Origin of the sequence: Streptomyces sp. NBC_00667 (genome assembly GCF_036226825.1) — a bacterium.
Classification (GTDB): Bacteria; Actinomycetota; Actinomycetes; order Streptomycetales; family Streptomycetaceae; genus Streptomyces.
Genome location: NZ_CP109022.1, coordinates 3,352,736 through 3,369,948 on the forward strand (window position 1 = coordinate 3,352,736; position 17,213 = coordinate 3,369,948).

Annotated in this window: 16 protein-coding genes and 1 pseudogene; 12 read left to right on the forward strand and 5 right to left on the reverse strand. The window is 72.6% G+C overall.

Going from position 1 to position 17,213, the window contains the following annotated elements; genetic code table 11:
- Window positions 1–54 precede the first annotated feature (54 nt).
- Window positions 55–1,575 (reverse strand): alpha/beta hydrolase, encoded by a 1,521-nt coding sequence (locus tag OHA81_RS15585; protein ID WP_329196489.1) that lies wholly within the window; start codon window positions 1,573–1,575, stop codon window positions 55–57.
- A gap of 243 nt (window positions 1,576–1,818) precedes the next feature.
- Between OHA81_RS15585 and OHA81_RS15590 the strand changes: the two are divergent.
- Window positions 1,819–2,694: pseudogene (locus tag OHA81_RS15590) on the forward strand (SigB/SigF/SigG family RNA polymerase sigma factor); the annotation flags it as partial.
- On the opposite strand, the gene OHA81_RS15595 reads toward OHA81_RS15590, so the two are convergent.
- Window positions 2,684–3,055, reverse strand: a complete 372-nt coding sequence (locus OHA81_RS15595) for an ATP-binding protein (protein WP_329202308.1) — start codon at window positions 3,053–3,055, stop codon at window positions 2,684–2,686. The pseudogene OHA81_RS15590 and the gene OHA81_RS15595 overlap by 11 nt on opposite strands.
- A gap of 509 nt (window positions 3,056–3,564) precedes the next feature.
- Here OHA81_RS15595 and OHA81_RS15600 point away from each other — a divergent pair.
- Complete coding sequence (locus OHA81_RS15600; RefSeq protein WP_329196491.1) at window positions 3,565–4,914, forward strand: aspartate aminotransferase family protein; 1,350 nt, start codon at window positions 3,565–3,567, stop codon at window positions 4,912–4,914.
- Window positions 4,915–5,219: 305 nt separating this feature from the next.
- Entirely contained in the window at window positions 5,220–6,137 is a 918-nt protein-coding gene (gene pucL / locus OHA81_RS15605; protein WP_329196493.1) for a factor-independent urate hydroxylase, read from the forward strand.
- Between the two features lie 16 nt (window positions 6,138–6,153).
- Here pucL and OHA81_RS15610 read toward each other — a convergent pair whose 3' ends face one another.
- Window positions 6,154–6,663 (reverse strand): histidine phosphatase family protein, encoded by a 510-nt coding sequence (locus OHA81_RS15610; protein ID WP_329196494.1) that lies wholly within the window; start codon window positions 6,661–6,663, stop codon window positions 6,154–6,156.
- 243 nt (window positions 6,664–6,906) lie between these two features.
- On the opposite strand from OHA81_RS15610, the gene OHA81_RS15615 reads away from it, so the two are divergent.
- From OHA81_RS15615 to OHA81_RS15640, 6 genes are all read left to right on the forward strand, one after another.
- Window positions 6,907–7,122 (forward strand): CbtB domain-containing protein, encoded by a 216-nt coding sequence (locus tag OHA81_RS15615; protein ID WP_190185673.1) that lies wholly within the window; start codon window positions 6,907–6,909, stop codon window positions 7,120–7,122.
- An 18-nt stretch (window positions 7,123–7,140) separates the two neighbouring features.
- Entirely contained in the window at window positions 7,141–7,899 is a 759-nt protein-coding gene (locus OHA81_RS15620) for a CbtA family protein (RefSeq protein WP_329196497.1), read from the forward strand.
- A gap of 21 nt (window positions 7,900–7,920) precedes the next feature.
- Window positions 7,921–8,166 carry a hypothetical protein gene (locus OHA81_RS15625; protein WP_329196498.1) on the forward strand — a complete coding sequence of 82 codons (246 nt, stop codon included), beginning with the start codon at window positions 7,921–7,923 and terminating at the stop codon, window positions 8,164–8,166.
- 281 nt (window positions 8,167–8,447) lie between these two features.
- Window positions 8,448–9,092 carry a hypothetical protein gene (locus OHA81_RS15630; protein WP_329196500.1) on the forward strand — a complete coding sequence of 215 codons (645 nt, stop codon included), beginning with the start codon at window positions 8,448–8,450 and terminating at the stop codon, window positions 9,090–9,092.
- 110 nt (window positions 9,093–9,202) lie between these two features.
- Entirely contained in the window at window positions 9,203–9,541 is a 339-nt protein-coding gene (locus OHA81_RS15635; protein WP_329196502.1) for a hypothetical protein, read from the forward strand.
- Between the two features lie 102 nt (window positions 9,542–9,643).
- The gene (locus tag OHA81_RS15640; RefSeq protein WP_329196504.1) at window positions 9,644–9,796 is read left to right on the forward strand and encodes a hypothetical protein; all 153 of its coding nucleotides are present in this window, start codon (window positions 9,644–9,646) and stop codon (window positions 9,794–9,796) included.
- Window positions 9,797–9,857: 61 nt separating this feature from the next.
- On the opposite strand, the gene OHA81_RS15645 is transcribed toward OHA81_RS15640, so the two are convergent.
- Window positions 9,858–10,268, reverse strand: a complete 411-nt coding sequence (locus OHA81_RS15645; RefSeq protein ID WP_329196506.1) for a hypothetical protein — start codon at window positions 10,266–10,268, stop codon at window positions 9,858–9,860.
- Between the two features lie 156 nt (window positions 10,269–10,424).
- On the opposite strand from OHA81_RS15645, the gene OHA81_RS15650 reads away from it, so the two are divergent.
- From OHA81_RS15650 to OHA81_RS15660, 3 genes are all read left to right on the forward strand, one after another.
- Window positions 10,425–11,252, forward strand: coding sequence for a hypothetical protein (locus OHA81_RS15650; protein ID WP_329196508.1), 828 nt, complete (start codon window positions 10,425–10,427; stop codon window positions 11,250–11,252).
- Window positions 11,253–11,349: 97 nt separating this feature from the next.
- A complete protein-coding gene (locus OHA81_RS15655; protein ID WP_329196510.1) occupies window positions 11,350–13,371 on the forward strand; it encodes an FUSC family protein in 2,022 nt (673 codons plus the stop codon).
- Window positions 13,372–13,644: 273 nt separating this feature from the next.
- On the forward strand, window positions 13,645–15,135 hold the full coding sequence (locus OHA81_RS15660) for a VWA domain-containing protein (protein WP_329196511.1): 1,491 nt from the start codon (window positions 13,645–13,647) through the stop codon (window positions 15,133–15,135).
- Window positions 15,136–15,250: 115 nt separating this feature from the next.
- On the opposite strand, the gene aspS is transcribed toward OHA81_RS15660, so the two are convergent.
- Entirely contained in the window at window positions 15,251–17,056 is a 1,806-nt protein-coding gene (gene aspS / locus OHA81_RS15665) for an aspartate--tRNA ligase (RefSeq protein ID WP_329196512.1), read from the reverse strand.
- Window positions 17,057–17,213: the final 157 nt, after the last annotated feature.

A 17,213-nucleotide genomic window follows, 5' to 3' on the forward strand; every position in this document is an offset into this window, starting at 1 on the left:
GCTCCCTCTGGACGACCGGTCCCCCCTGCACTGCACCCAGGGTAGGGGCGCAGCTCAGCTCCCGCAGTACGTGTCCTGCGGCGGCCGCTGCCCGGTGGTGAGGAACCGGGTCACCGCCCGGTCACCGCAGGCGTTGCCGTTGCCCAGGTAGGAGCCGTGGCCGCCCGCGTCGACGCTGACCAGCCGGGCCCGGCCGCCGAACGCCTCGCGCATCTTGAGGGCGCCGGCGTACGGGGTGGCGGGGTCCCGCAGGTTCTGGACCATCAGGACGTTCGACGGCCCGTCCGGGGTGATCCGGGTGGGCTGCTGCGCCGGGCGGTCCTTCCAGAAGGAGCAGGGGGTGATGTTCGCCGGCATCCCGGCCGTGAGCGGGTGCGCCGTCCGGTCGGCGGCGACGGCGCGCCCGTACGCGGCCACGTCCCGGGGCCAGGACACGTCGTTGCAGATGGCCCCGAGGACCGCCGCCGCGTCCGTGTCCGGGAGCGGCCCCGAGACCGCGGGCGGCAGCACGGGTCGGGCGGCCGGGTCCCGGGTGGCCAGCAGGAGCCGGGCGAGGGGCGCGAAGTCGTTGCCGTAGAGGGTGGTCTGGAGCGCCTGGCGCAGCCGGTTGCCGGTCAGCGGCACATCCGGGACGTTGGACTGCCTGGGCTCGCTGTCGAGCTTCGCCGCCATCTCCAGGAAGAGGGGGCGTACGTCCTCGGGGTGCGCGGCGAGCCGCAGGCCCTCGGCGTCCCGCGCCTGGTCGGCCGCCCAGGCCGCGAAGTCGGGGAAGCGGTCGTCGGCGCCGGCCGACATGTTCGCGAGCCAGCCGCGCGCGACGCGGGCCGGGTCGGGGTCGCCGCTGCTGTCCAGTACCAGGCGGTCGGTGTGCTGCGGGAACCGCTGGGCGTACACGGCACCCACGTAGGTCCCGTACGAGGTGCCCCAGGCCGACAGCTTCCGCTCGCCGAGGGCCTGGCGCAGGCGGTCGATGTCGCGCACCTCGTTGGCGGTGGTGAAGCTGCGCAGCTCCGGCCCCCCGTGTGCGGCGCAGGCCTCGGCGACCCTGCGGGAGCGCGCCACGTTCTGCGCGACGTCTCCGTCCGGGCCGGGCCAGGAGCGCAGGGTGACCAGGTGCCGGTCCTCCTCGGCCAGGCCGCAGGCGGCGGTACTGCTGCCGCCGACGCCGCGCGGGTCGAGGGAGACGAGGTCGTACGCGCCGGCCAGCTCCCGGGCCAGGGCGGGGCCCGTCGACGTCAGTTTCTGGATGCCGGAGCCGCCGGGGCCGCCGGGGATCACCAGCAGCGTCCCGCGCCGGGCCTGCGGGTGATCGCTGCGCAGCCGGGTCACGGCGACGCGGAGCCGGCGGCCGCCGGGGTCGGCGTAGTCGAGGGGGACGGCGAGCGTCGCGCACTGCTGTCCGGGCAGGGCGCCCTTGTGGGTGCAGTCCTGCCAGTCCAGGGCGGGCACGGCGGCGGCCCGCCGTGCGGTCGTCCCGGGGGTGGTGGTGGCGTCGGCCGGGCTGGTGGTGACTGCGACGGCGCACAGCGCGAGGGCGGAGAGGGCGGCGGCCTTGCGGCGGCGGTGACTGGGCATGGCCCCATGCTTGTCGAGAGCCGGGCGCCGCCCCATCCGGCTGCCGGGACGGCCGTACGGGGGCCAGCCCCACCGGCCTCTTCCGGGCCCCCCGCGCGGCCGGGGCCGGGGCGGGAGACTGCCGTCGCCGTGGACCGGGCCGGGGGCGGCCGGGCCAGGGCGGGCGGTGCGACCCGGCACGGATCCCTGTCGCCGCAACCCGGGAGCCGCCCCGGAAGACCGGAAGGAAACGTCGGGTATGTAATGGTTGGGACGGGTATATCACCCGGGACAGCGCAACGACGGCCCCTACCCGGGACCCCTCCGTCGCAGGAGCGCAGAGTTATGGACCGTACAGAGCTCACAGACGTCGCGACCCACGAGGCCAGGGCCCTTTCGGTGGCCCTGTTCCGCAGGCTGGCCGGGCTGGAGGAGGGCACCGCCGAGTACTCGTACGTCCGCAACACCCTCGTCGAGCTGAACATCAGCCTGGTGCGGTACGCGGCCCGGCGATTCCGGGGCCGCAGCGAGCCGATGGAGGACATCGTCCAGGTCGGCACGATCGGCCTGATCAAGGCCATCAACCGGTTCGACCCGGACCGCGGGGTCGAGTTCACCTCCTTCGCCATGCCCACCATCACGGGCGAGATCAAGCGGTTCTTCCGCGACACGAGCTGGGCCGTCAAGGTCCCCCGGCGGCTCCAGGAGCTGCGCATCGACACGGCCAAGGCACACGACGCGCTGGAACAGGACCTCGGCCGAGAGCCCACCGACATCGAACTCGCCGCGCAGCTGCACGTCACGCCGGAAGAGCTGGTCGAGGGTCGCAAGGCGGCGCGCGCCTACTCCGCGCGCTCCCTGGACGCGCCGGCGCAGGAGGAGAGCGAGCGCGACCCCTACGCCGCGCCGACGGCGCTGGGCGAGGAGGAGGCCGCGTACGACCTCATCGAGTGCCTGGAGTCCCTCAAGCCGATGCTGGCCGGGCTCTCCCCCCGCGAGCGGACCCTGCTGGAGCTGCGCTTCGGGCAGGAACTCACACAGTCCGAGATCGGCGGGCTGCTCGGGTTGTCGCAGATGCACGTCTCGCGGCTGCTGAACCGGACCTTGACCCGGCTCCGTCAGGAGTTCCTCACGGACGCTGAGGACCCGCAGGACGGTCCTGGGACGGCTGGGGACCCCGGGTCCCGTCGGGAGCCGGGGGACTCGGCTGGGCGGGCACAGCGGGCGGCGGCACTTCCAGCCACACCGTCTTCCCGGGAAACGCGCCGCCGGACGGCTCGGCGCCCCAGCTCCTCGCGAGCCGTGCCAGCACGATGAGGCCGTGCCCGCCGGGGCGGCTGCGGTCGCCCGCCGGCCGGCGGCGGGGGGGATCGGGGCTGTCGTCGCTGACCTCCACGCGCAGGCCGCCCGGGCCGTGACGCAGGACCAGTTCGCGGGGGCCTCCGGCATGCAGACAGGCATTGGTGACGACCTCCGAGACCAGCAGGAGCACGTCCTCCATCGCCTCGGGGTCCCGGCGCCACTGCCAGTCCGTGAGCGCCTGCCGGGTGAAGTCGCGGCAACGGGTGACGACGCCGGTCGTCGCGCCGCCCAGGACCAGCCTCCGAGTCTGCTCGGCCACAGGGCCTCCCGTCTCCGCGCGTACGTGTCCGCACGCCCGTCTCCGCGCGCACTCCTGCGCGCCGCACCTACCCCCGCCCGGGGCAACCAATCCCGATATTCCTTTATGCACCCCTTCTCAACCACCACGGGAACGTCACAGAATCTCTTCAGTTTCTTCCGTGCAACGGAAGAAGTTTTCCGCCATGCGAAACAAACGGTGGGCGGCGAGACGGCCGGCCGGAACGTTTCCCACCCCCGTGCGGAAACCTCCCGGCCGCCCCGCCCTGCCGCCCCGGAGACGGGCGGCCGACGCTAGCGGTGCTCCCGGACGGCGCCGAAGCCGTGCCCACCCGATCCGTCAGGTCCGTCGGCGAGTATGTCCACATATTGGACAACTACCCTCGGATTATGAACGCAGCAGCCGACGCCCTCGCCGCCGTGAAAGACGCCGACCGGAAGCACGTCTTCCACTCCTGGTCGGCCCAGGAACTCATCGATCCGCTCGCCGTCGCGGGGGCCGAGGGCTCCACCTTCTGGGACTACGAGGGCAACCGCTTCCTCGACTTCTCCAGCGCGCTCGTCTACACGAACATCGGCTACCAGCACCCCAAGGTCGCCGCCGCCATCGCCGAGCAGGCCGCGAAGCTCTGTACCGTCGCCCCCGGCTTCGCCGTGGACGTCCGCTCCGAGGCGGCCCGCCTCATCGCCGAGCGGACCCCCGGCGACCTCGACAAGATCTTCTTCACCAATGCGGGCGCCGAGGCCGTCGAGAACGCCGTCCGGATGGCCCGCGTGCACACCGGACGCCCGAAGGTGCTGGCCGCGTACCGCTCCTACCACGGCGCCACGTCCACCGCGATCAACCTGACCGGTGACGCCCGCCGCTTCGGCAACGACTCGGCGACCGCCGGTGTCGTCCACTTCTGGGGCCCGTTCCGCTACCGCTCGCCCTTCCACGCGACCACCGACGCCGAGGAGAGCGCCCGCGCGCTGCGCCACCTGGAGGACACCATCGTCTTCGAAGGCCCGCAGTCGATCGCCGCGATCATCCTGGAGACGGTCGGAGGGGCGCCCGGCGTGCTCGTGCCGCCGCCCGGCTACCTGGCCGGGGTGCGCGAGCTCTGCGACCGCTACGGCATCGTCTTCATCCTGGACGAGGTCATGGTCGGCTTCGGCCGCACCGGGAAGTGGTTCGCCTGCGAGCACTGGGACGTCACCCCCGACCTCCTCTGCTTCGCCAAGGGCGTGACCAGCGGCTACGTCCCGCTCGGCGGTGTCGCCATCTCCGCCGCCATCGCGGAGACCTTCGCCCGCCGGCCCTACCCGGGCGGGCTGACGTACTCCGGTCACGTGCTGGCGTGCGCCGCGGCGGTCGCCACGATCAACACGATGGAGGAGGAGGGCATCGTCGAGCAGTCCGCCCGTACCGGCGCCGAGCTGCTGGGTCCGGGCCTGCGCGCGCTCGCCGAGCAGCACCCCTCGGTCGGCGAGGTCCGGGGCCTGGGCACCTTCTGGGCGCTGGAACTCGTACGGGACGCGGAGACGGGCGAGCCGCTCGTCCCCTACAACGCCTCCGGCGCCGACAACGCGCCGATGGCCGCGTTCGCGGCCGCCTGCAAGAAGGGCGGGCTCTGGCCGCTGGTCGCCGGCAACCGCATCCACGTCGCGCCGCCGTGCAACGTCTCGGAGCAGGACGTGACGAAGGGCTTGGCGATCCTCGACGAGGCGTTGTCGGTCGCGGACGCGCACATGGTCTGACCTGCGCGAACAGCCCCGTTGCTGTGGGGTCGCCCAAGGCGTGGGTGCGGGTATTCGGATGATCCGTGCGGTGGATACGGCACCGTACGCGTGTTGCAATCCGTGGAGCGGTGCGAAGCGCCACCGAGCACCGCGGCAGCACCACCACCAGCACCTACGGACCGGGATGCACGTCAGTCCCGGGGCGGCCCCACGCGGCCGAACGGCGGGGAGCGGCACGCCTTCTTTCGGGCGGACGCTGGACGCCGGGCGTACGGGATCCAGACCACCGGACTCCGTGTTCCCGAGACCCGAAGGAAGACAGCATGAGCAAGCACGTCCTGGCCCAGAACCAGTACGGCAAGGCCGAGAACCGCATCGTCAAGGTCACCCGCAAGGGCAGTGACGGTTCCTGGCACGAGATCCGCGACCTCAACGTCTCGGTCGCGCTCCGCGGTGAGTTCCGCGACGTCCACCTGACCGGCGACAACGCCAACTGCCTGCCGACGGACACCACGAAGAACACCGTCTACGCCTTCGGCAAGGAACACGGCATCGACTCCCCCGAGGCCTTCGGCATCCTCCTCGCCAAGCACTTCGTCTCCTCCCAGCAGCCGATCCGCGAGGCGCAGATCCGCATCGAGGAGTACGTCTGGGACCGCATCCCGGTGCCGACGCGCAAGGAGCAGCACTCCTTCGTCCGCAAGGGTCAGGAAGTGCGCACCGCTCAGATCACCTACAGCGAGACGACGGGGCTCCAGGTCATCTCGGGCCTCAAGGACCTGACGGTGATGAACTCGACGAACTCCGAGTTCCACGGCTACATCAAGGACGAGTACACGACCCTCCAGGAGGCGTACGACCGCATCCTGGCGACCAAGGTCACCGCGCGCTGGGCGCACTCGGCGCTCGCCGCCGACGACCCCGCGTACGACTGGGACCGGTCGTACAAGAAGGTCCGCAAGCACATGCTGGACGCTTTCGCGGAGACGTACTCCTACTCGCTCCAGCAGACCCTGAACCAGATGGCGGAGCGGGTCCTGGACAACTGCCCGCGGGTCAACGAGGTCCGGCTGAACCTGCCCAACAAGCACCACTTCCTCGTCGACCTGGAGCCGTTCGGCCTCAAGAACGACAACGAGGTCTACTTCGCGGCGGACCGGATGTACGGCCTGATCGAGGGCACCATCCACCGTGACGGGGTGCAGCCGGTCATCGCGACCAGCGACTGGATCGTCGCGTAAGCCCGTCGCGCACCGCTCAGTTCGGCCCGGACCGCGTCGCGGGGTCCGGGCCGCTCGCGTCTCCCGGGTCCGCGCCCTCCGGGCCGTCCGGCTGCCCCACGAGCAGGTTCCAGCGCCCGGAGCGTCCCGTGAGCGCGGTGACGGTCTCCGGCCGTACGTCGAGCCGCCAGAAGGCTGCCGTCGGCAGGTCCAGGGCGTACACCACCGCCGCCCGGACGACGGCCTGTTCCACCCGCGCGCGGTACGTGCCGGGGGCGAGGCCGGCGAGGTGGGCGCCCGTTCGTGCGATCAGCGCGGCCACCGACTCCCCGCCGCCCGGGGGCGCGTACGACGGATCCGTGAGCCACTGCCGGAGCGCATCCGGGTCTTCGGCGGCGACCTCGTCCAGGGTCCGGCCGGCCCACCGGCCCATGTCGGGGCCGCGCAGGCCCTCGTGGCCCGGGCAGGGTTCCCCGTGGCCGAACCGCCCCTGGCGGGCGGCCCGGTCGAGCGGTGGCGTCACCAGACGCAGGCGTACAGCGGGCATGGGAAGAGGGTAGGGCGCGCGCCCCGGGCGTGAGACGGCGCCCACACGCCGTGGTAATCGGGCCGGGCGCGCGGTACGGTCACGGACGACATGACGAAGGTATGACGGAAGTACCGGTGAGAATCCGGCACGGTCGCGCCACTGTGAAACCTCCCGCACGGATACGGGGAGGGAAGTCAGACCCGCCACCTTCGCCAAAAGAGCACCACTGACCGGGACGCGTGTTCCCTTGGAGGTTCTGCCATGGCCCACTCCGCCGTGCCCACGACGGCTCCCGCCGCCGTCGCCCCGATTTCCCTTTCCGCGCTGGCCCCTTGGGCCGTCTTCGCGGGCATCGTCACCCTCTTCCTGCTCTACCTCGTCGGCGCCGAGCAGGGCGCGACCGCGCTCTTCGAAGGCAACACCGTCCACGAGTGGATGCACGACGGCCGTCACCTCCTCGGCTTCCCTTGCCACTGATCCGGAGTACCGATCAACATGAACTCCGTATCGCCCCGCGTGTTGCTCGTCCGGGGCATGCTGTCGGGCCTGCTGGCAGGGCTGGCCGCGTTCCTCGTCGCCTATGTGCTGGGCGAGTCCAAGGTGGATGCGGCGATCGCCCTCGAAGAGGCGGCCTCGGCCGGTCACGACCACGGTGACGAGGCCGCCGCCCCGGTCAGCCGGGCCCTGCAGGCCACGGCCGGCCTGGGCACCGGCACCCTGCTCTACGGCGTCGCGCTCGGCGGGATCGCCGCTCTCGTCTTCTGCTACGCCCTGGGCCGCATCGGCCGCTTCGGCCCTCGGGCCACCGCGGCGCTCGTGGCCGGGGGCCTGTTCGTCACCGTCAACCTGGTGCCGTTCTTCAAGTACCCCTCCAACCCCCCGGCCGTCGGCGACCCGGAGACGGTGGTCCACCGCACCACCCTCTTCGTCCTCATGATCGCCTTGAGCGTGCTCCTCGCGTCGGGTGCGCTGATCCTCGGGCGGCGGCTCGCTCCGCGCATGGGCAACTGGAACGCCTCGGTCGTCGCCGGGCTCGCGTTCGTCGTGGCGGTCGCCCTCGCGTACGTCTTCCTGCCCGGCATCAACGAGGTACCGGCCGACTTCCCGGCTGCGCTGATCTGGCAGTTCCGGATCGCGTCCCTCACCATCCAGGCGGCGCTGTGGGCGACTTTCGGCCTGTCCTTCGGATATCTAGCCGAACGCGCACTTGTGCCCGCCACTGCGCCCAAGGAGGCTGTGCAGCCGACCAGTTGACGGTGAAGGGGCCGGTGGCACATGCAGACGGCGATCTGGAGGTGGCGTGGCTGGACGGGCGCCGCCCCGTTCTGGCTGGCTTCCGTCCTGCTGCTCCTGGCCCCCTTCACCGCCATCACCCTGCTGGCCCAGATCGGCGTCATCGTGGCCCTGGCCGGCCTCGGCGGTCTGGCCCGGCAGCTGTGGTTCGGTGACTACGGGCACCCGGCGATCCACGTCGCCGCCGCGCTGATGGGCGCTGCTGCGGCGGCGCTGGTGGTGGTCTGACCCCGGCGGTGACCACGTTCCGGCGGTGACCACGTTCCGGCGGTGCCCGCTCCCTGGCGGTGACGTTTCCCGCCCGTCCTCCTCACCCGTACGGGTGCACCGGTGGCATTGGCCGGAAAACGGCGGCCGCACCCCCCTCCATCTGCGAAGACGCGCCCGGGGTGTTACGACACACCGGTGACATGTCGGCGGTGTCCAGCGCCTCCCGATGTGCGCGGGGGCCCGGAGCGGTCCACTGCTGAAAGGATCCGGCCGCCCGAGCCGGACCAGGAGGGAATGCCATGGCCCGCGCCCAGTGGGCCGTCGGTGCGCTGACGGTCACTCTGCTCGGCACCGGCGTAGCGATGTTGCACAGCACCCAGGGCGCCGAGCCCGAACCCGTCGCCGCGAGCGACGCACTGCCCTCGCGGGCGTTGGGGCTGACCGGTCACCGGCGTCTGGTGCGGGAGCTGGAGCCCGGCGGCGAGTACGCCGGTCAAGCCGGGCCGCACGCTCCCGGCAGCGGCTCACGGCCGGCCCGGGGCTCTTCGGCCACCGTCCCGCCGATGCGGGCGGCGCGGCCGGTGCACCTGCGGATCCCGAGTCTGGAGGTGGATCTCCACGTCTCCTCCCGGAACCCGGAGGGCAGGGTCCGCTGGGACCCCGACAGCCCGGCCCCGGGGTCGGCCGGTACCGCCGTCGTCACCGGCAAGGAGCTGCGGCTGGCCGGTCTGCGACGCGGGCGCGTCATCGAGATCGCCCGCGCGGACCACCGAACGGCCGTGTTCACCGTGGACCGGGTCGTACCGGTGGAGGCCGGCGGTGGGGTGCCGCAGCGCGGGGGGCGGGCGGAGCGGGCGGGACATCCGGAGCGGGCGGGACTCAAACTCGTCGGCGCGGACGCCGTCGTCGTGGCCCGGCTGACGGGACGCCACCACACCCGCTGAACCGCTCGGGCAGCCGCGTGTCAGCCGACGGGGGTGTCTTCGTCCCTCCATCGGGCGTTTCTCGCCCCACGGCGGCACGGGCCCCGGCGCGTCGGGGCACACAGCTGGGCATGAACGGTGCGCGGGCGAGGCTGGCGAGGGCCCTGATGCTGGCCTGCGTCGTGCTGCTGTGCGTGTGCGGCGCCGGTCCCTCGGCGGCCACGGCCGCGGAGTCCCGTCCTGCCACCAGCGCCCCGGCGGAGCCCTCCGACGGCTCGTCGGATCCGGCCCCGGACGTGGAGGCCCGCCCGGCCCTGCGGACCTTCACGCGCGAGACGCCGCAGGTGCGGCGGCCCGTGGTGGTGTTTCACGTGAAACGTGCCGCTCAGCCGCCCCGCACGGCCCCGGACGGGGCAGCTGCGGCGGGCGCGTCGCAGTCGGCGGTACGGAGTGTGGTCCTGCGCTGCTGAGCGGGCCCGGGCGTTTCGCCCCGCGGGGTCGTCCACGCGGGGGCCGATCCGCCTCCTCCAGCGCGCCTTGACCACACCCCTGCGACACCGCGAGGTTCCGCCATGCCCATCGACCCGTTCGCGGCTCTCAACGCCATGCTCCGCGCCGAAGTCGCCCGCTCCACTCCGCCGCCGGCCCGCCGCCCCGAAAGCGAGGACACCGACTGCTCGGGCAACCCGCCCGGCCGCCCGGCCGAGGCGGCGCCGACGGAGTGAACCGACGGCGGCGCCGGCCCCTCACGGGGCCGGCGCCGCCCGGTGGACGGCGCGTCGCGGGTCAGTCCTCGATCGAGTGGTAGCGGTAGAACGCGACGAGGGTGGTGCCCACGCCGACGGCCAGGCCGATCCCCGCCGACCGGAGCACGGATTCATTGGTCTGGCTGAACAGGTAGCCCATGGCGATGCCCGCGAAGGCGCCCCAGGCGGCCGCGTGCAGTTCGCGCACCAAGCGGGAGCCGAACCGGGCGAGGACGAACACGCAGGCGGCGAAGACGACGCCGCACAGGATCCCGTAGAAGACGTTGCCGGCGTCGACCGGGCCCATCTGGCGGTTGATGAAGGCCGCCCAGACGCCGTAGACGAGGCCCATCAGCAGGGGGACCGTCAGTGCGCTCTTGCTGATGTGCCGGATGTCCGCCCCTGTCATCCGATGGTGCTGACGGGGAGCGGTGGGTGCCGCGTGTGCCATGGCGGGCTCCTCTCTGTCCACCCTCCAGGGCACACCCGCCGTCCCGGGGCGGCAAGTGGATCACCCCGGCCACCCGGGCGACGCGCCGGGTGGGGGGTCACCCGTACGCAGCAACCGAGCTGGCCCGGCGGGGCCCCGAGGGCGTTCCCTGGGGACGTGCGCACCTCGCTGTCGGCGGTACTGATCGTGCTCGTGGCCCTCCTGGTGCCCGCGAGCGCCGTCGCGTACTGGGCCGACCGGGAGCTGGGTGACGCCGGCCGCTACACCGCCGCCATGTCCCCGCTCGCCCGTGATCCCGCCGTGCAGAACGTGGTGGTCACCCAGGGCACCCGCGCCCTGGCCGGTCAGATCGACGCCGGACCCTTCCAGGGCAGTGTCGACACCCTGCTCGGCGAGGCCCTGCGGTCCTTCGTCGGGACACCGGCGTACCGGACGGCGTGGGACGCCGCCAACCGCGCCGCGCACGCTGCCTTCTTCCGCGCGCTGACGACCGGGCACGGAGACGCCGTGACCATCGACCTGGCGCCCGTGCTCGCCGAAGTCAAAGGGGAACTCATAGCGGACGGGGTCCCGTTCGCGGACCGCATCCCCGTCACGCACCTGTCCGTGAAGGTCATGGAGTACGACGATCTCGGCGCGCTCCGGGAAGGATTCCGCATGCTCCAGATCGCCGGCGTATGGCTTCCCCTGCTGACCGTCGTGCTCGCCCTGGCGGCGGTCGCCGTCGCCGTGCGGCGCAGGCGTGCCGTGGTGGCCACCGGTATCGGGCTCGCCGTCGGGGCGGCGCTGCTGTGGATCACGGTGGAGGTCTGCCGTCGCCTGACCCTGGACGATCTGCCGCCCGACGTCGACCGCCCGGCCGCCGGCGCGGTGTACGACGCCCTGACCTCGTTCCTGCGCACCACCGCATGGCTGGTGCTGGCCATCGGACTCGCCGCCGCGCTGGCCGCCTGGCTGACCGGACGACTGCGCCGCACCCCATAAGCTCGGAACGTACGCAACGGGCCCAGAACTCCACAGACCCCCGTAGAACCTCCACAGCTCAGCAGAACCGATTCGCGAGCGGCGCCACGGAAGCGGAATGACCAGCGAACGACCCACCGAGCACATACCGCCCGGGCAGCAACGGGCCCGGGCCGCCGCCCGACAGATCCCACTGGCCCCGCCCGCCTGGCTGCTGAGGGGGTTGCGGCCGAGCCGGGCCCCCGTGCCCTGGGCAGCCGTCGTGCGCGCCGGGATCGCGATGGCGACCCCCCTCGCCATCGGCTTCGCCCTCGACGAGCCCGAATACGGCGCGCTCGTTTCGATGGGCGCCCTGTCCGGGGTGATCGGGGACACCGCCGACGCCTACCGGATGCGGATCCTCAACATCGCCGTGCCCCAGCTGTTCGGCGCCGTCGGTGTCGCCCTGGGAACGCTCGTCTTCGGGCAGGGCTGGCTCGCGGTGGGCGCCCTCACCCTGATCGCCCTCGTGTCCGGGATGATCTCCTCGATCGGCACCGTCGCGTCCGTCTCCGGACTGCTGCTCCTGCTCAACGCCGCGGTGGGCGCCGGGCTGCCGCTCCCCGAACCCTGGTGGACCGCGCCCCTGCTGCTCGCCGCCGGCGGACTGTTCGTACTGGCGCTGACCCTGCTGGGCTGGCCGCTGCGCGGGCGGCAACCCGAACGGGCCGCGGTCGCCGCCTGCTACCGGTCCCTCGCCGACGCCCTCGAAGCCGCGGGCGGATCCGGGTACGAGGAACGGCGCCTGGAGGTCACCCAGGCCCTGAACCAGGCCTACGACCTCATCCTCGGCCGTCGCGCCCGGGACCACGGGCGCAACCCGTCCCTCGTGCGGATGCTCGCCCAGCTGAACGTACTGATCCCGCTCGTCGACGCGGCGCCCGCCGCGCACCTGAGCGGCCGCCCGCTGCCACCCGAGGTCCCGGCGGCCGTACGGGAGCTGGCCCAGGCCGTCGAAGAGGGCCGCAGCGGGGAACGGGAGCCCGCCCTGGACCTTCCGGCCCCGTACGGACCGTCCCAGCGGGCCATCGACGCGGCTCTGCGGCACGCGGCGGCGGTCGTGTACCGGGACGACGGGGACCCGTACAACGCCGACGACCGGCTCGGCAGGCCGGCCGCACTGCGTGACCGGGCCCGGCGGGCGGTGCGCGACATGGTGCTGTCGGGCGCTTCCTGGCGGTACGGACTGCGGCTCGCCCTGTGCATCGGGCTGGCGCAGGCGCTGGTCTCGCTGGTGCCGGTCGAGCGTTCGTACTGGGTCGCGCTGACGGTCACCTTCGTCCTCAAGCCCGACTTCGGCTCGGTGTTCTCCCGGGCGGTTCTGCGGGCTCTGGGTACGGCGGGCGGACTGGTCCTGGCCGCCGCCGTGCTCTCCGAGGTACCGCGGGGGTGGTGGGACGTACCGGTCATGGCGGTACTCGCCGCGCTGATCCCGGCGTTGACCGTCAAGGGGTACGCCTTCCAGACCGCCGCGATCACCCCGGTGATCCTGCTGCTGTCGGACCAGCTCAACCACCAGGGCTTCGACCTGATCTGGCCCCGGCTGCTGGACAGCCTGATCGGCTGTGCCATCACCCTGGTCGCGGGGTACCTGCTGTGGCCCGAGAGCTGGCACACCCGGATCGGGGACCGGCTGGCCGACGCCGTCGAGGACTCGGCCCGGTACGTGGAGCGGGCGTTCGGCGCCGCTGACGCGACCGATGCCGACGAGGCGGCGGCGCGGACCGTCAGGCTGCAGGCCCGGCGGCGGATCTACCGCGAGCTGTCGGGGGTGCGGAGCGAGTTCCAGCGGGCGCTGACCGAGCCCCCGCCCACAGGGGCGCGGGCCGCCGCGTGGTGGCCGCTGGTCGTGGCCGTCGAGCGGATCGTGGACGCCACGACCGCCGCCCGGGTACGGGTCAACCACGGGGCCGAGCCGCCCGGTCCCGAGGAGGTGGCGGCCGCCACTGCCGAACTCCGGGGCCTGGCGGAGGGCGTGCGGACCAGCAGGACCCCGGCCGAGGTCCGCATCGCCCCACCCCCACCGGGCATGGAGGACTCCGTCCTTGCCCCGCTCCACCAAGAGATCGCCGCCGCCCGCGCCATCGCCACGGAACACTGACGCCCCGCCGCGGAAAGCGGATGTTTCACGTGAAACCCCCTGTGGGGTCGCACGGATGCCGTGTCGCGGAGATGAACGCTGCGTGAATCGGGCGGGGCGAGGGGGGGAGTTCCCGCAGGGCGCCCGGAGTGCGCAGGTGACAGGAACGCCACGATTGGCGCCCCTGCCGACGATCCAGCCAAGGGGCCGATAACCTTACGTGTCCACTCTGGGTAGGGATCTACCGCGCAGCACGGACAAATGACGCACGCACACATGCGAAAGGCCTGGCCCATGGGTATTCGGAGCTTGTTGCGCAAGGTGTTCGGACGGTCTGCCGAACCCGTTCCGGATTCGTCGGACGCCCCGTCGGCGGCCGTCCCGAGCCAGACCGAACGCACGCCGCTGGACGTGGCGGCCGACTTGGTGGCGGCGTCCTTCGACAACCCGACGGTCCCGCCGCAGTCCGCGCCGCGCGATCGCGAGCCGGGGACCGTGCTGACGGCGCCGACCCAGACGACGGACCCGACGGTCCCGGAGGCGCGCCGGCCGTCGCCCGCGACCACTTCGGAAGGCCCAACCGGTGGCTCGCCCGCGCCGATTGCGCAGTCGGGCCGGCCGACGCCTAAGGCCGAGCCGGTCGCGGAAGCGGAGCCGGAGGCAGCCCCCGCCGCCGCCGAACCGACGGCCGAAGCGGAACCCACCCCGACCCCCGAACCGGAGCCGACCACCGCCTCCCAGCCGGAGCCCGCCGCCGAGGCCGAGCCGGAGCCCGCCGCCGAGGCCGAGCCGGAGCCGGTGGCCGTCGCCGCCGAGCCCGAGCCCGCAGCAGAGCCGGAGCCCGTGGCCGTCGCCGCCGCCGAGGCGGAGCCCGTCACTGAGCCCGAGCCGGAGGCCACTCCCGAGCCCGTCGCCGCAGCCGAGCCCCAGCCCGAGCCCGTCGCCGAGCCGGAGCCGAAAGCCACTCCCGAGCCCGCCGCAGAGGCCGAGCCGGAGCCCGTCGCTGCAGCCGAGCCGGAGCCGGAGGCCACTCCCGAGCCCCAGCCCGAGCCCGTCGCCGAGCCGGAGCCGGTGGCCGCCGCCGCCGAGGCGGAGCCCCAGAGCGCCGCTCCCGAGGTCGGCCCCGCCGTCGCGCTCGCCGCCGTGAAGCGGCAGGCGCCCGAAGTGGCGGGTGCCTACAAGGCGGCCGGTCAGGTGCTGCGCGGCAAGGGGCAGGCCGGGGCGCGCGCCAAGGTGTACCTGGTCCTCGACCGCTCCGGCTCCATGCGCGGGTTCTACAAGGACGGCAGCGCCCAGTACCTCGCCGACCACGCCCTGGCCCTCGCCGCGCACCTCGACGCGGACGCGACCGTGCACACCGTCTTCTTCTCCACCGAGGTGGACGGCACCGCCGACCTCACCCTGGACGCCCACGACGCCGCCTGGGTCGAGTCCCGTCACGCCGAACTGGGCCGCATGGGCCGCACCAGCTACCACGTGGCCGTCGAGGCGGTCGTCGAGCGGTACCGGAAGGACGGTGGCGACCACCGCGCGCTCGTGGTGTTCCAGACCGACGGGGCACCGGACAACCGCCAGCCCGCCAAGCAGGCCATCGCCGACGCGGCCGCCCACGACATCCACTGGCAGTTCGTCGCCTTCGGCGACCACGACTCCAAGGCCTTCGACTTCCTGCGCAAGCTGGACGCTCCGCACACCGGTTTCTTCCACGCCGGGCCCGCGCCGTCCGAGCTGACCTCGGCGGCCCTCCTCAAGGGCGTCCTCGACGGCTTCCTCGACCGTCCCTGACCGAGACCGTCCCTGACCGACCGCCGCGCCCGCCGCACGGCGCAGTACAGCCCGAAGGGCCCGGGATCATCCGATCCCGGGCCCTTCGGCACGTCCGTGGCTAGCGCCCCGCGGCCTACTGGTGCGGCTTGACCGCCTTCTCGACCGGCTCGCCGGTCTTGGTCTCCACCGGCTTGCGGAGCGCGATGTTCAGCTCGCGCAGGCGGGACTCCTCCAGCACCGTCGGCGCGCCCATCATCAGGTCCTGCGCGTTGCCGTTCAGCGGGAAGGCGATCGTCTCGCGGATGTTCGGCTCGTCGGCCAGCAGCATCACGATGCGGTCGACGCCGGGGGCGATGCCACCGTGCGGCGGGGCGCCCAGGCGGAACGCGCGCAGCATGCCGGCGAACTCCCGCTCGACGGTCTCGGCGTCGTAACCGGCGATCTCGAAGGCCTTGAGCATGACCTCGGGCTCGTGGTTGCGGATGGCGCCGGAGGACAGCTCGATGCCGTTGCAGACGATGTCGTACTGCCAGGCCAGGATGTCGAGCGGGTCCTTCTCCTCCAGGTCCTTCATGCCGCCCTGCGGCATGGAGAAGGGGTTGTGGGAGAAGTCGATCTTGCCGGTCTCCTCGTCCTTCTCGTACATCGGGAAGTCGACGATCCAGCAGAAGCGGAAGACGTTCTCCTCGAACTGGCCCGCGCGCTTGGCGGCCTCGACCCGGACCGGGCCCATGATCTTGGAGACCTCGTCGAACTCGCCCGCGCCGAAGAACACCGCGTGCCCGGCGGCCAGGCCGAGACGCTCGGTGAGGACCTTGACGTTCTCCTCGGTGAGGAACTTGGCGATGGGGCCCGTCAGGGCGCCGTCCTCGCCCACCCGCACCCAGGCCAGGCCCTTGGCGCCCAGCGAGATCGCGTACTCGCCCAGGCCGTCGAAGAACTTGCGCGGCTGCCCGGCGGTGTCCGGGACGGCCAGCGCACGCACGTGCTTGCCGGCGAACGCCTTGAACTCCGAGCCCTCGAAGACGTCGGAGATGTCGACGAGCTCCAGCTTGGCGCGCAGGTCGGGCTTGTCGTTGCCGTACTTGAGCATCGACTCGCGGAACGGGATCCGCGGGAACGGCGAGGTGACCGCGCGGCCGCCGCCGAACTCGGTGAAGAGCTCGGTCATCAGCTTCTCGATGGGCTGGAAGACGTCCTCCTGCTCCACGAAGGACATCTCGACGTCGAGCTGGTAGAACTCGCCCGGCGAGCGGTCGGCGCGGGCGTCCTCGTCGCGGAAGCAGGGCGCGATCTGGAAGTAGCGGTCGAAGCCGGAGATCATCAGCAGCTGCTTGAACTGCTGCGGCGCCTGCGGGAGGGCGTAGAACTTGCCCGGGTTCAGGCGGGAGGGGACGACGAAGTCACGGGCGCCCTCGGGGGAGGTCGCGGTGAGGATCGGGGTCGCCATCTCGTTGAAGCCGAGGGCCACCATCTTGGAGCGGATGGAGGCGATGACGGCCGAGCGCAGCATGATGTTGCGGTGCATGCGCTCGCGGCGCAGGTCGAGGAAGCGGTACTCCAGGCGCCGCTCCTCGTTCACACCGTCGTCGGTGTTGATGGTGAAGGGCAGCGGGCCGGCCGCGCCGAGCACCTCGACCTCGGAGACCTCGATCTCGATCTCGCCGGTGGGCAGCTCGGGGTTGACGTTGTCCGCGCCGCGGGAGACGACCTTGCCGTCGATCCGGACGACGGTCTCCTTGCTGACGCTGCTCAGCGCCTCGTTCGCGGCGGTGCCGGGACGGGCGACGAGCTGCGTGATGCCGTAGTGATCGCGCAGATCGATGAAGAGGATGCCGCCCAGGTCTCGACGGTTGTGCACCCAGCCGCTCAGCCGGACGTCAGCGTTGACGTCGGAGGCACGAAGCTCGCCGCACGTGTGGGACCTGTACCGATGCATCAGTCATCCAGTTCTTCGCGATACCAGGGTGGATTCAACCCTCACAAGGTTACCGTCCGGGACGGGTACCGCGCTGGCGCGGCCGTCGAGGGCCGGGTGGGGGCGGCGGAGGCGCCCTGAACAGGCAGCCCGGGCAGGTCAGCTGTAAAGATGACCT

Coding starts and splice junctions, on each gene's coding strand:
- pucL (WP_329196493.1), top strand. CDS start 5,220: ATGAGCAAGCACGTCCTGGCCCAGAACCAGTACGGCAAGGCCGAGAAC.
- OHA81_RS15655 (WP_329196510.1), top strand. CDS start 11,350: ATGACCAGCGAACGACCCACCGAGCACATACCGCCCGGGCAGCAACGG.
- OHA81_RS15625 (WP_329196498.1), top strand. CDS start 7,921: ATGCAGACGGCGATCTGGAGGTGGCGTGGCTGGACGGGCGCCGCCCCG.
- OHA81_RS15660 (WP_329196511.1), top strand. CDS start 13,645: ATGGGTATTCGGAGCTTGTTGCGCAAGGTGTTCGGACGGTCTGCCGAA.
- OHA81_RS15615 (WP_190185673.1), top strand. CDS start 6,907: ATGGCCCACTCCGCCGTGCCCACGACGGCTCCCGCCGCCGTCGCCCCG.
- OHA81_RS15595 (WP_329202308.1), bottom strand. CDS start 3,055: ATGGAGGACGTGCTCCTGCTGGTCTCGGAGGTCGTCACCAATGCCTGT.
- OHA81_RS15600 (WP_329196491.1), top strand. CDS start 3,565: ATGAACGCAGCAGCCGACGCCCTCGCCGCCGTGAAAGACGCCGACCGG.
- OHA81_RS15610 (WP_329196494.1), bottom strand. CDS start 6,663: ATGCCCGCTGTACGCCTGCGTCTGGTGACGCCACCGCTCGACCGGGCC.
- OHA81_RS15645 (WP_329196506.1), bottom strand. CDS start 10,268: ATGGCACACGCGGCACCCACCGCTCCCCGTCAGCACCATCGGATGACA.
- OHA81_RS15620 (WP_329196497.1), top strand. CDS start 7,141: ATGAACTCCGTATCGCCCCGCGTGTTGCTCGTCCGGGGCATGCTGTCG.
- OHA81_RS15640 (WP_329196504.1), top strand. CDS start 9,644: ATGCCCATCGACCCGTTCGCGGCTCTCAACGCCATGCTCCGCGCCGAA.
- OHA81_RS15630 (WP_329196500.1), top strand. CDS start 8,448: ATGGCCCGCGCCCAGTGGGCCGTCGGTGCGCTGACGGTCACTCTGCTC.
- aspS (WP_329196512.1), bottom strand. CDS start 17,056: ATGCATCGGTACAGGTCCCACACGTGCGGCGAGCTTCGTGCCTCCGAC.
- OHA81_RS15585 (WP_329196489.1), bottom strand. CDS start 1,575: ATGCCCAGTCACCGCCGCCGCAAGGCCGCCGCCCTCTCCGCCCTCGCG.
- OHA81_RS15635 (WP_329196502.1), top strand. CDS start 9,203: ATGAACGGTGCGCGGGCGAGGCTGGCGAGGGCCCTGATGCTGGCCTGC.